The 12943-nt window shown below is 60.8% G+C and carries 10 protein-coding genes and 2 tRNA genes; 8 read left to right on the forward strand and 4 right to left on the reverse strand.

Annotated elements, in window-relative coordinates; translation table 11 throughout:
- The first annotated feature begins 95 nt into the window (after positions 1-95).
- The 7 genes from rimP (at position 96) to pnp (ending at position 8798) form a co-directional block, all read left to right on the forward strand.
- Positions 96-548: a ribosome maturation factor RimP gene (rimP, locus tag VX159_RS06340; RefSeq protein ID WP_371325130.1), complete on the forward strand. Its 453-nt coding sequence runs from the start codon at positions 96-98 to the stop codon at positions 546-548.
- A 21-nt stretch (positions 549-569) separates the two neighbouring features.
- The gene (nusA, locus tag VX159_RS06345) at positions 570-2042 is read left to right on the forward strand and encodes a transcription termination factor NusA (RefSeq protein WP_371325131.1); all 1473 of its coding nucleotides are present in this window, start codon (positions 570-572) and stop codon (positions 2040-2042) included.
- A 16-nt stretch (positions 2043-2058) separates the two neighbouring features.
- Positions 2059-4860 (forward strand): translation initiation factor IF-2, encoded by a 2802-nt coding sequence (infB, locus tag VX159_RS06350; RefSeq protein ID WP_371325132.1) that lies wholly within the window; start codon positions 2059-2061, stop codon positions 4858-4860.
- Positions 4860-5261, forward strand: coding sequence for a 30S ribosome-binding factor RbfA (rbfA, locus tag VX159_RS06355; RefSeq protein WP_371325133.1), 402 nt, complete (start codon positions 4860-4862; stop codon positions 5259-5261). The genes infB and rbfA overlap by 1 nt, the downstream gene beginning before the upstream one ends.
- 9 nt (positions 5262-5270) lie before the next feature.
- A complete protein-coding gene (gene truB / locus VX159_RS06360; RefSeq protein WP_371325134.1) occupies positions 5271-6176 on the forward strand; it encodes a tRNA pseudouridine(55) synthase TruB in 906 nt (301 codons plus the stop codon).
- A gap of 97 nt (positions 6177-6273) precedes the next feature.
- Positions 6274-6543 carry a 30S ribosomal protein S15 gene (gene rpsO, locus VX159_RS06365; protein ID WP_371325135.1) on the forward strand — a complete coding sequence of 90 codons (270 nt, stop codon included), beginning with the start codon at positions 6274-6276 and terminating at the stop codon, positions 6541-6543.
- Between the two features lie 137 nt (positions 6544-6680).
- A complete protein-coding gene (gene pnp / locus VX159_RS06370) occupies positions 6681-8798 on the forward strand; it encodes a polyribonucleotide nucleotidyltransferase (protein WP_371325136.1) in 2118 nt (705 codons plus the stop codon).
- A gap of 181 nt (positions 8799-8979) precedes the next feature.
- Here the strand turns inward: pnp and dksA are convergent, their stop codons facing one another.
- Positions 8980-9405 carry an RNA polymerase-binding protein DksA gene (dksA, locus tag VX159_RS06375; protein ID WP_371325137.1) on the reverse strand — a complete coding sequence of 142 codons (426 nt, stop codon included), beginning with the start codon at positions 9403-9405 and terminating at the stop codon, positions 8980-8982.
- 236 nt (positions 9406-9641) lie between these two features.
- Complete coding sequence (locus VX159_RS06380) at positions 9642-10862, reverse strand: porin (RefSeq protein WP_371325138.1); 1221 nt, start codon at positions 10860-10862, stop codon at positions 9642-9644.
- 376 nt (positions 10863-11238) lie between these two features.
- On the opposite strand from VX159_RS06380, the gene VX159_RS06385 reads away from it, so the two are divergent.
- A tRNA-Pro gene (locus tag VX159_RS06385) sits at positions 11239-11315 on the forward strand.
- A gap of 151 nt (positions 11316-11466) precedes the next feature.
- Here VX159_RS06385 and VX159_RS06390 read toward each other — a convergent pair.
- Positions 11467-11543 (reverse strand) — tRNA-Arg (locus VX159_RS06390).
- 49 nt (positions 11544-11592) lie between these two features.
- Entirely contained in the window at positions 11593-12942 is a 1350-nt protein-coding gene (gene hpnE, locus VX159_RS06395) for a hydroxysqualene dehydroxylase HpnE (RefSeq protein ID WP_371325139.1), read from the reverse strand.
- Position 12943: the final 1 nt, after the last annotated feature.

The raw sequence follows: 12943 nt of genomic DNA on the forward strand, positions 1-12943 counted from the left end.
TCCACTTGCTGCGTCCTTTGCGTGTCTGCGACGGGGTGGCAAGGCATCATCTTTTACTCTGGGGTGGGCGTTTCGCCCATTTTTTATTTGTGGCTATGGATTTGAACTCTCTGATCGAAACGACCGTGACCGGCCTGGGTTACGAGCTGGTCGACGTCGAAATGTCGCCTCGGGCGCGCACCATTCGTGTCTTCATTGACGCACCGGAGCGCGAGGGCGGGATCGACGTCGAGGATTGCGCCAAGGTGTCCAATCAGCTGACCCGCCTCTTCGAGGTCGAGAATATCGATTACGACCGGCTTGAGATTTCCTCGCCGGGGATGGATCGCGTGGTCAAGAAAGAGGCTGATTTTGCCCGCTTCGCCGGCCAGGATATTCAGATCAAGATTCGCATTCCCCAGAACAATCGCCGCAATTTCCAGGGCGAGCTGCTTGGTTGCGAGGGCGGCAAGGTTGCTTTGCGCCTGAAGCAGGACGGCAAGCAGGAAGACGTGGAACTCGAATTCACCAATATCGAAAAGGCACGTCTGGTGCCGCGTTTCGACTGAAGTACCAGGAGGTTTTAGCCCATGAGCCGTGAAATGTTGCTGCTGGTCGATGCTCTGGCCCGCGAAAAGAACGTCAACAAGGAAATCGTTTTCGGCGCGCTGGAATTGGCGCTGGCTTCGGCGACCAAAAAACGCATTCACGACGAGGCCGATGTCCGGGTCTCGATTGATCGCAATACCGGGAACTACGACTCCTTCCGTCGCTGGCAAGTCGTTGCTGACGACGAGTACGTCAACGAATATCTGCAGATTCCGCTGTCGGATGCGCAAAAGGACGACAGTGAAATCGAAGTCGGTGATTTTCTCGAAGAACCCCTGGAGCCGATTGACTTCGGCCGGATCGGTGCGCAAGCCGCCAAGCAGGTGATCCTGCAGCGGATCCGCGATGCCGAGCGTGAACAGATCCTGCAGGACTTCCTGGACCGCAAGGAGCACGTGGTTTCCGGCACGATCAAGCGCATGGAGCGCGGTAATGCCATCGTTGAAGCCGGTAAGGTCGAGGCGCTGTTGCCGCGCGACCAGATGATTCCGAAAGAGAACCTGCGCGTCGGTGACCGGGTAAAAGCCTATTTGCTGCGTGTTGACCGTGGTGCCCGTGGTCCTCAGATCATTCTGTCGCGCACCGCGCCGGAATTCGTGATCCAGTTGTTCGCGCTGGAAGTGCCGGAAATCGCCGATGGCCTGATGGAGCTCAAAGCCTGCGCTCGTGATCCCGGTCTGCGCGCCAAGATCGCCGTCAAATCGAATGACCCGCGGGTTGATCCAATCGGTACCTGTGTCGGTCTGCGCGGTTCGCGCGTTACTGCTGTGCGCAACGAAGTCGGCGGCGAGAACGTCGATATCGTGCTGTGGTCGGCCGACCCCGCCCAGTTCGTGATCGGCGCGCTGTCGCCGGCCGAAGTCTCGTCGATCGTGGTTGACGAGGAAAAGCATGCGATGGACGTGGTCGTCGACGAAGACAACCTGGCGATCGCAATTGGTCGTAGCGGCCAGAATGTCCGCCTGGCTTCCGAGCTGACTGGCTGGACGATCAACCTGATGACGCAGGATGAATCCGAGAAGAAGGCTGAGGCCGAGCACGCGGTAACCCGCGTAACCTTCATGGAAAAACTGGATATCGACGAGGAACTGGCCGATCTGCTGATCGAAGAAGGTTTCTCGACGTTGGAGGAAGTGGCCTACGTGCCGCTCGCCGAAATGCTGGAAATCGACGGCCTGGACGAGGAACTGGTCAATGAATTGCGCAATCGTGCGCGCAATGTGTTGCTGACTGAAGCTATTGCCACCGAAGAACAGTTGGAGAATGTCTCCGAAGACCTGATTGGTCTGGAGGGGATGAGCAAGGAAATCGCGGCCAAGCTGGCCGGCCACGAAGTCAAGACGCGCGACGACCTCGCCGAACTGGCCGTGGATGAACTGATGGAAATCACCGGGATCGACGAGACCCGCGCCAAGGAATTGATCCTCAAGGCACGTGCTCATTGGTTCGAGTGAGGGGGAGGTAACGAGCATGTCAGCAACAACCGTTTCACAATTTGCCGTCGAACTCAAAATGCCGGTTTCGGCCCTGCTTGAGCAATTGAGCAAGGCCGGTGTCGGCAAGTCGGGAGCCAGCGACACCCTGACCGACCAGGATAAAGCCAAGCTGTTGGACTACCTGCGCCGCGCCCATGGCGATCAGTCGCCGAACAACAAGATCACGCTGACGCGCAAGCAGACCTCGGAGATCAAGGCGACCGATGCGCATGGTCGGGCTCGTACGGTGCAGGTCGAAGTGCGCAAGAAGCGCGTGCTGATCAAGCGCGATGTGGCTGAGACCGGCGCAGCTGCCGGCGAGCCGGTTGACGAATTGAATGTCGAGGCGGTGGAAGCTGTGCTGGCCGATGCCCCGGAAGTCCTGGCGGTGGAAGTGCAGCCTGAGCCGGTGGTCGAGGCGATTCCCGAGCCGGTGGTCGAAATCGAGCCGGAACCCGAGCCGGAACCCGAGCCTGAGCCGGAACCGGAAGTTGAGCCGGAGCCTGAGCCTGAGCAAGTCGTCGAGAATTCCGAAATGGTTGAGGCGGCGGATGCTGCCGACGCTTCTGCCGAAGCGCCGGCACGCCCTCGTGTGTTGGATCGCGCTGCGATTATCGGCGAAAAGGAATTGAAGTCCCGCGAAGAGGCTGCCCGCCGGGCCAGCCGTCTGCGTGAAATCCAGGAGCGTGAGCTGGCCGAGAAGAAGGCCCGTGAAGTCCAGTTGGCGGCGATGCGCCTGCAGGCAGAAGCCGCTTCGGCTGCGGCCAAGGCGGCCGAGTTGGCCAAGCAGCAGGCTGCGGCTCAGGCCAAGGCTGCGCCGGCTGGCGAAAAGGGTACGCTGCACAAGAAGCCCGACGCTGTCGGCAAGGATGGCAACAAGAAGGACAAGGCCCGTTCAGCCGATGACGGCAAGAAGAAGGGCGGTCTCAAGACCAAGAGTTCCGATGTTGGCAGTTCCTGGAAGGAAGGTCGTCACGGCAACAAGAAGCAGAACAAGGGCGACGATGGTCAGGGCAGCTTCCAGGCGCCGACCGAACCGATCACCCGCGAAGTGCACGTGCCGGAAACCATTTCCGTTTCTGATCTCGCCCACAAAATGGCCGTCAAGGCCACCGAAGTGATCAAGGCGATGATGAAGATGGGCTCGATGGTGACCATCAATCAGGTGATCGACCAGGAAACGGCGATGATCGTGGTCGAGGAAATGGGCCACAAGGCGGTTGCAGCCAAGCTGGACGACCCGGATGCCTTCCTCGAAGAGCACGCCGAGCACAAGGATGCGGAGCAGTTGCCGCGCGCCCCGGTGGTGACCGTGATGGGTCACGTCGACCACGGCAAGACCTCGCTGCTCGACTACATCCGTCGCGCCAAGGTGGCCGCTGGCGAAGCTGGCGGGATTACCCAGCACATCGGTGCCTACCACGTCGAAACCGAGCGCGGCATGATCACCTTCCTCGACACCCCGGGTCACGAAGCCTTTACCGCGATGCGTGCACGCGGCGCCAAGGCGACCGACATCGTGGTCCTGGTGGTTGCCGCCGACGACGGCGTGATGCCGCAGACCAAGGAAGCGATCCACCACGCCAAGGCGGCCGGTGTGCCGCTGGTGGTGGCGGTGAACAAGATCGACAAACCCGATGCCAATCCCGACCGCGTCAAGCAGGAACTGGTTGCCGAAGGCGTGATTCCGGAAGAGTACGGCGGCGATTCGCCGTTTTGCCCGGTTTCGGCCAAGAAGGGTCTGGGCATCGATGAACTGCTGGAGCAGATTCTGTTGCAGGCCGAAATTCTTGAACTGACCTCGGCCAAGGAAACGCCGGCCAAGGGTCTGATCATCGAAGCCCGTCTCGACAAGGGGCGTGGTGCCGTAGCGACCATGCTGGTTCAGTCCGGCACGCTGCGCCGCGGCGATGTGGTCCTTGCCGGCCAGGTCTTTGGCAAGGTGCGCGCCATGCTCGACGAGAACGGCAAGCCGATCAACGAGGCCGGCCCGTCGATTCCGGTCGAAATTCTCGGTCTGTCCGATGTTCCGGCGGCTGGCGAAGAGGCCATCGTGCTTGCCGACGAAAAGAAGGCGCGTGAAATCGCCTTGTTCCGTCAGGGCAAGTTCCGCGACGTCAAGCTGGCCAAGCAGCAGGCGGCCAAGCTCGAAAGCATGTTCCAGCAGATGGAAGAGGGCGAGGTCAAGACCCTGCCGCTGATCGTCAAGGCCGACGTGCAAGGTTCGCAGGAAGCGCTGGTGCAGACCCTGCAGAAGCTGTCGAACGAGGAAGTCCGGGTCAACGTCATCCACGGTGCGGTCGGTGCGATTTCCGAATCCGACGTCAACCTGGCGCAAGCCTCGGGCGCTGTCATCATCGGCTTCAACACTCGTGCCGATGCCAGTGCCCGCAAGCTGGCCGAAGGCTTCGGCGTCGATATCCGTTACTACAACGTGATTTACGACGCAGTCGACGAGGTTAAGGCTGCCCTTTCCGGCATGTTGGCGCCCGAAAAGCGCGAGCAGGTCACCGGGATGGTTGAGATTCGTCAGGTCTACACCATTTCGCGCGTCGGCACGATTGCCGGTTGTTACGTGCTCGAGGGGATCGTCAAGCGTGCTTCGCGCGTTCGCCTGATCCGCAACAACGTGGTCCAGTGGGACGGCGAGCTCGATTCGCTGAAGCGCTTCAAGGACGACGTCAAGGAAGTGCGTTCCAACTTCGAATGCGGTCTGTCGCTGCGTGGCAATAACGATATCGAAGTCGGCGATCAGCTCGAAGTGTACGAAATCCAGGAAGTGGCACGGTCGCTGTAATGAGAAAGCAAGCTCCTCGCGGTTTTCAGCGGAGCGAACGGGTCGCGGAGCAGGTGCGCCGCGACCTCGCCGACCTGATCCGTACTGAATTGAAAGACCCGCGCGTCGGCATGATCAGCCTGACCGAGGTTGAGTTGACCCCGGATTACGCGCACGCCAAGATTTTCTTCACGACGCTCAATGCTGAGCATCTGGAAGAAATCCAGCGTGGTTTGAAGCGGGCCTCCGGTTTCCTGCGCCGTGAATTGGGGCGGCGCATCCATATTCACACCCTGCCGGAATTGCATTTTGTCTACGACAATTCCCTGGAGCGCGGTGCCAGCCTGTCGCAACTGATCGACCAGGCCAACGCGGTTTCTGCGGCCGACGCGGAAGACGGCGACGCGACCCCGCAGTCCTGAGTCGTTTTGATGCAGCCTAAAGTCAAAAAGACCTGGAAGCAGGTCGACGGCGTCCTGTTGCTCGACAAGCCGATTGGCTTGTCGTCCAACGATGCCTTGCAAAAGGCTCGCCGGCTGTTTTCTGCTGCCAAGGGGGGACATACCGGGACGCTCGATCCGCTGGCTTCCGGCCTGTTGCCCTTGTGTTTTGGCGAGGCGACCAAGTTTTCGGCCGACTTGCTCGATGCCGACAAGACTTACGAAGCCGAACTGAAGCTTGGAGTCGAAACCGACAGCGGCGATGCTGAAGGTCTGGTTATCGCAACGGCCACGGTCGACGTCGAAAAATCCCGATTTCTCGCGCTTTTGCCGCAATTCACCGGGGCGATCGAGCAGGTACCGCCGATGCATTCGGCGCTCAAGCGCGATGGCCGGCCGCTCTACGAACTAGCCCGTCAGGGCATTGAGGTCGAACGACAGCCTCGGGCGGTGACCATTCATGCTCTGGAGTTGCTTGAGCTTGCCGGCGATCTGGCGCGGATTCGCGTCAGCTGCAGCAAGGGGACTTATATCCGGGTGTTGGCCGCCGATCTGGGGCGAGCATTGGGTTGCGGCGCGCATCTGACCGCGCTGCGGCGGACTCGGGTCGGTGATCTGGAGTTGACCGGTGCAGTGACTCTGGCCGAGCTTGAGGCGCAGGCCGAAGAGGCGCGGCCATCCCGCCTGGCACCGGTCGATGCGCTGCTTTCCAGTTTGCCTCGGGTCGAGCTCGACAGTGCGGCCGCCGAACGTTTCAGCCACGGTAATCCGGTGGCCTTGGCGGCTGGTCTGGCCGGGAAAATCCGCGTCTATGCCGCAGGCCGTTTGTTGGGCGTTGGTGAGCCTGGGAGCGACGGGCGTTTATGGCCCAAGCGGCTGGTGCAATTGGCTGTCTGATCTGCTATAATCTATTTTTTCCGCGCTGTGCGGTTTTTAACCTGGCGTCTGCTCTATCAAACTGGGGCGACGTCGTTTCAATGAAAGTGAGTTTGACATGTCCATGAACGCCGCTGTCAAGGCAGCAATCGTTGCCGATTTCGCTCAGTCCAAGGGTGACACTGGTTCTCCCGAAGTTCAGGTCGCCCTGCTGACCGCCCGCATCAACGACCTGCAGCCGCACTTCAAAGAGCACACCAAGGATCACCACTCCCGCCGTGGTCTGCTGCGCATGGTTTCCCAGCGTCGCAAGCTGCTCGACTACCTGAAGGGTACCGATGTCGAGCGCTACCGCAACCTGATCACCAAGCTGGGTCTGCGCAAGTAACAAGGCGCACGCCAAGCCACGAAAAAGCGGCCCGGAAAATTCCCGGCCGCTTTTTTGCTTTTTGTTGTACCGTTGTTCTTTGTTGTGTAGTAAATCGTTGTTATTGTTGATAAATGTGTTGAGTGAGAAAGGACGTTATGTTTAATGTCGTGAAAAAGACTTTTGCCTACGGCGAGCATCAGGTCACCCTGGAAACCGGTGAGATTGCGCGTCAGGCCGGCGGCGCCGTGATGGTGTCGATGGAAGAGACGGTTGTTCTGGTGACCGTCGTCGGTGCCAAGAGCGCCAAGCCGGGTCAGGATTTCTTCCCGCTGACCGTTGATTACCAGGAAAAGGTTTATGCTGCCGGCCGTATCCCCGGTGGCTTCTTCAAGCGCGAAGGTCGTCCTTCGGAAAAGGAAATCCTCACCTGCCGCCTGATCGATCGTCCGATCCGTCCGCTGTTCCCGGAAGGCTTTTATAACGAAGTCCAGATCGTCGCCACCGTGCTCTCGCTGAATCCGGAAATTGACTCCGATATTCCGGCGATGATCGGCGCTTCCGCCGCGCTGGCGATTTCCGGCATTCCGTTTGCTGGCCCGATCGGTGCTGCCCGCGTCGGCTACATCAACGGCCAGTACGTGCTCTGCCCGACCGCGACCCAGCTCAAGGAAACCCAGCTGGATCTGGTGGTTGCCGGTACTGAAGCTGCCGTGCTGATGGTTGAATCCGAAGCCCAGGAACTGCCGGAAGACGTGATGCTCGGCGCCGTGGTCTTCGGTCACACCGAAATGCAGAAGGCGATCAACGCGATCAACGAGCTGGTCGAGGAAGCCGGCAAGCCGGAGTGGGAATGGCAAGCCCCGGCCAAGGACGAAGCCCTGCTTGCCCGTCTCAAGGATCTGGTCGGTGCCAAGCTCGAAGAGGCTTACAGCATCACCTCCAAGCAGACGCGTAGCCAGACCGTCAAGGCCATCGCTGCCGACGCCGTTGCTGCACTGTGTACCGGTGAAGAAGGTGCGCCGGACGCTAATACCGTCGGCAACCTGTTCTTCGAAATGGAAGCCGCCATTGTTCGTGGTCGCATCCTCAGCGGCGCCCCGCGTATCGACGGTCGCGACACCCGCACCGTGCGTCCGATCACCATGCGTTCCGGCGTGCTGCCGCGCACCCACGGTTCGGCCCTGTTCACTCGTGGCGAAACCCAGGCGCTGGCTGTGGCTACCCTGGGCACCAACCGCGACGAGCAGATCATCGACGCGCTGGCCGGTGAATACCGCGACCGCTTCATGCTGCATTACAACATGCCTCCGTACGCCACCGGCGAATGCGGTCGCGTCGGTTCGCCGAAGCGTCGCGAAATCGGTCACGGCCGCCTCGCCAAGCGTGCGCTGCTGGCCGTGCTGCCCAAGCCGGAGGATTTCTCCTACTCGATGCGTGTCGTTTCCGAAATCACTGAGTCCAACGGCTCTTCGTCGATGGCTTCGGTCTGCGGCGGCTGCCTGGCGCTGATGGATGCTGGCGTGCCGCTCAAGGCGCACGTCGCCGGCATCGCCATGGGTCTGATCAAGGAGGGTAACCGCTTCGCCGTGCTGACCGACATCCTCGGTGACGAAGATCACCTCGGCGACATGGACTTCAAGGTGGCCGGTTCGACGACCGGTATCACCGCCCTGCAGATGGACATCAAGATCCAGGGGATTACCAAGGAAATCATGCAAGTCGCCCTGGCCCAGGCCAAGGACGCCCGCATGCACATCCTCGGCCTGATGCAGGAAGCTGCTGCCGGCCCGCGTGAGGAAATGTCCGCCTACGCACCGCGCCTCTACACCTTCAAGATCAATCCGGAAAAGATTCGCGACGTGATCGGCAAGGGTGGTGCGGTGATCCGTTCGATCACCGAAGAAACCGGCACCACCATCGACATTCAGGACGACGGCACGATCACCATCGCGGCCACCTCTGGCGATGCTGCCGCTGCTGCCCGGGCCAAGATTGATGCAATTACTGCGGAAGTCGAGATCGGCAAGATCTACGAAGGCACCGTGCTCAAGATTCTCGACTTCGGTGCCATCGTTCAGGTGCTGCCGGGCAAGGATGGTCTGCTGCACATTTCGCAGATTGCCAAGGAGCGCGTCAACAAGGTTGAAGACTACGTCAAGGAAGGCCAGGTCATCCGCGTCAAGGTCCTCGAGACCGACGAGCGCGGTCGCGTCAAGCTGTCGATGAAGGCTGTAGCCGAGGAAGAAGCGGCGGCGGCTCCGGCTGCGCAGTAATCGGGCCTGTTTGGTGACCCCGGCAGGGGTTGCCAGGCGAGTTCCTGGGCGCCCTGCGGGGCGCTTTTTTATTACCGTGCCTTCTCGTTGCCACCAAAAGAAAAAAGCGCCGTACAGGCGCTTTTTTATGGATTTGGGCGATTTTCACGGTCGATCGTGAAATACCCTAAGGGCCGTTGGCTTACTTGGCCATCTGCTTTTCCTTGAGTTCTTCAAGGGTCTTGCAGTCGATGCACAGGGTGGCCGTCGGGCGGGCTTCCAGGCGCTTGATGCCGATTTCGACGCCGCACTTGTCGCAGTAGCCGTAATCGTCGCCGTCAATGCGTGCGAGCGTCTCGTCGATCTTCTTGATCAGCTTCCGTTCGCGGTCGCGGTTGCGCAGTTCGATCGCCATGTCGGTTTCCTGGCTGGCCCGGTCGTTGGGGTCGGCAAAGACCGTTGCTTCGTCCTGCATGGTATGGACGGTGCGGTCGATGTCCTCGCTCAATTCCTTTTTCAGGGTTTCGAGAATCTTCCGGAAATGTGCCAGCTGCTTGGCGCTCATGTAGTCTTCGCCCGCCTTTGGTTCGTAGGGGGTGAAATGCTTGTGGAGCAGGTCTTCTGCCATTTCTGATGCGTCCTGGTGACGAAAAACCCGATTAAATATCAGAAAAGCGATTGCCTGGCAACCGCACTTTTACTGCTCGCGCCATTGCCCTGTTTTGTATGGGATTTGTCCTTATCGCGGCGATCCCTTTCGGGGGGCGAACGAATCAAAAAAGGCGCCCCGCAGGGCGCCAAACCTTGGAAGCGGCAGGTGCTTCCGCAGCTAGGGAGAAGTTCTCCGGATGGTCGGCGGCCGCTTCAGAAGAAGAGAATGCCGCCGATCGAGAGTGTCCGGCTGCGACTGTCCTTGTTGCTGTCGAGAATGTTGCTGACCCGTTCCTGATTCACCTCGCCGACCAGCGTCACCATCTTGTTGAGCGCGTGGTAGACCCCGAAGGTGTAGGCACGATTACGGATTTCATTGCTGCTGCCGGCTCCGGTCAAGGCGAAGCCGTCCTTGTCGCGGTTTTCGCCAAAATTCAGGCCAACCTTGGTTTTGCCCCATTGGTAGGTGCCTTGCAGAAAATAGCCGCGGGAATCGGTCTTGTTGCCGGCATTGTTGCTGCCGCCGAAGAACTGTGCGCCGACCGTGGATAGGCCCAGCCCCTTGCCGTTGAATGCATAGGCCAAGGTTTCGAAATTACCCATTTTGACCTTGCCGCCGAGTTCGAATCCGGTTGCAGTGAAGGATTGGGTTGCGCAGGGCGTCTGGGTGCACTGCGTCGATTGCGAGACCAGTCCGGTCCACACCTTGCCGGGCAGTTGGCCGCCCCAGTCGTAATCGACTTTAGCCTGGAAGCCAGGGGTCCTGGTCTGGTCTCCGGCGAAATTCGAGGGCTGGAAAATTCCGGCAGCAGCTTGCCAGCCACCCAGTTTTGGCGTGCTGTAGGTGATTTGCGGCTGGAAGCCGGTGTACATGTAGCCGTGGCCGATCATGCCGAAGGTGGTGTTATAGGGAATCCCGGCATTGCTGGTGCCGCCGACGCCGAGCAGGGTCATGTCGGAGAGGATCACGTTCTGGCCGAACAGGCCGATGTCACGCCCGAATTTGAGCGTGCCCCACTGTGCATTGCCGAACTGGAAATACACGTTGCGGGTATCGATCTGGCTGTAGGGGTTGATGTTCCCGGCGCCGTTGGCGTTGTTGCCGATCGGTAGGCCGACTACTTGCGAGTTGTTGTTGATTCCCGGCGCGAAGCTGAAATGCGCTTTGATTTCCTGCTCATCAATTTGCGTCGTGGCGACAAAATTGATCCAGCCTGGCAGCAGGCCATTGGATAGGGCACTGTTGGTCTTGGTGGTGCTGGCGCCGGTGCGTCGGTCGGTGGTCTTTTCCTCCCGATTGACGTAGAAGCCGTTGACCGTGCCATTGATGTCGAGGGTTACCCCCTCGTGCGTGAAGCTGACTGCCTGAGCGCCGGGGCTGGCGAGGCCGGCAAGCAGTGCCATACTCAGGGGGGAAAGAAGGGATTTGTGCATGGAATGTCTCCTGGTTGGTTTTTGAGTGGCGAGCCGCGCAGCATGCAAGCAGCGCGGACCCGCCGGCGGGGAGGGGGTGCGAATCCCGTGCCGGCTCATTTCCAGGTTTTATTTTTTAGGTTAAATTATTTGAAATCATTGGGTTGTGTATATTTTGCGTACGGTCTGCTTCGTGCTTTTGCTGCTCAGCGATGCAGCATCTCCGGGCAGGTTTGCTTTAGTCTTGAGCACTGGTGCAGGGCAGCGGCGGGTGGCGGCGAGCATGGTCTGGCTGGGTCGCAGCCCGGATTGCCGGGAGTTGGTGTACCGAACATTCAGCTTATTGAATTTGTTCTTGGTCTTTTTGCAGAATCAGACTATAATGCGCGCCTTGTGTCGGGGCGTAGCGCAGTCTGGTAGCGCATCTGCTTTGGGAGCAGAGGGTCGTGAGTTCGAATCCCACCGCCCCGACCAAAACTTTCCGAAATCGGTTTTCGGAGCCCAAGCAAAAAGCGCCCTGGAGGCGCTTTTTTGTTGTCCTAACGTTGTCGAGCTTGAGGCTGGGGTCGGGCGGCAGTTGTCCGGGGCCGCGCTGGCTCGCAGCGGACAGGCGCTGCGAAATTGCTGGCGCGCCCGGAGGGACTCGAACCCCCGACCTGCTGCTTAGAAGGCAGCTGCTCTATCCAGTTGAGCTACGGGCGCCGGCTTGAGAGTGGCGGCGATTGCCGTCAGCACTTGCAGGCCGCGGATTCTACCCGATATTGCCAGGGCCAGCCAGCACCGTCCGGGCAGCGCGCAAGCCGCTGCGCACTGCGCCTTCGAGTGTTGCCGGGTAGTCGCTCCAGGTGTGGTCGCCGGCGAAAAAAAGGCGAGGGTGGGAGCTGGCGCAGCTTTGAGCGAGCTGGCCGGGGCGACAGCTGAAAGTGGCGCGTTTTTCGCGAACAATCTGCAGGCAGGCGGCGCTGGCGGGCAGGCCGGGGAGGCTGGCCAGTTCGGCGCAGACCGCCGCATGCAACTGCGCATCGCTCAGTCGGCACCAGTCGCCGTGGCCACTGAGGACGGCCGCGATGATCCCTTGTTCTGCCGGGTTGAGTGCCTGACTACGGTCGACTGCCCAAAAGGCACCGATTTCCTGGCCCGCTGTGCTTTGTCCGAGCAGGCTGTGCAGCGGGTAGGGCAGGCGGGTTTTTGCCGGATAACGGAGGTAGACCGTGGCAATCGGCTCCCAGGCTTGGGGGACGCGGGTTTCCGGCCACAACTTGGCCGCGTGCTGGGCGGCGGTCGCCACGATCACCTGCGCGAAAGGCTCGCCATCGACGGCAATGCTCCCATCCCCAGGGTGAAGTTGGCTGATCCGTCGGCCGAGGCGGATTTGTGCACCGTGCGTTTGCAGCCAATGCGCCGCCGGTTCCGGCAGCAATTCACCAAACGGTACGCGCGGCAGCAGCAGGTCGGTAGCGCCGCGCTGCGTACTGCCCAGGCTGTCGCGCAGCACCTTGGCAAAGCGTTGCGCCGAGGCGCGTTCGGCCGGCGTATTGAGTGCTGCCAGGCAGAGCGGTTCCCACAGATGGCGGCGCAGGCGGCCGTGCTGGCCGGCGGCATCGAGCCAGGTGGCAACGCTTTGCTCGGGTTCGACGCGAAAGCCGCGCAGTTGTACCCCGAGCATCCAGCGAGCGGTGCGCAGTTTTTCAGCCAGGCTGACCGGGCTGCAGCCGAGCAGGCCCCAGGCGGTGGCCAGCGTCGCCGGCAGCGGGGCCGGCAATTGCGGCAGGCGCAGGCTGAAGCCAGTATTGTCGAGTACTTGCAGCGGCCGGCGCAGCAACAAGCGCTCGGGGTCGGCGCCAACCCGGCGCATCAAGGCCAGGGTGTCGCGGTAGGCGCCAAGCAGGATGTGCTGGCCGTTGTCCAGCGTCAGCGGGCCGTCGGCGGTGGCCAGTGGCAGTGAGCGGGCGCGGCCGCCAAGGCTGCGCCCGGCTTCGAACAAGGTGACCTCCGCGCCGGCCGCCGTCGCTTCAACGGCGGCGGCCAAGCCGGCCCAGCCGCCGCCGATTACCGCGATCCGCAGTCGTGGGCTGCCGGACGGTCGACTGCCGTTGCTCAAC

It is taken from the genome of Dechloromonas sp. ZY10 (assembly GCF_041378895.1).
Taxonomy (GTDB): domain Bacteria; phylum Pseudomonadota; class Gammaproteobacteria; order Burkholderiales; family Rhodocyclaceae; genus Azonexus; species Azonexus aquae.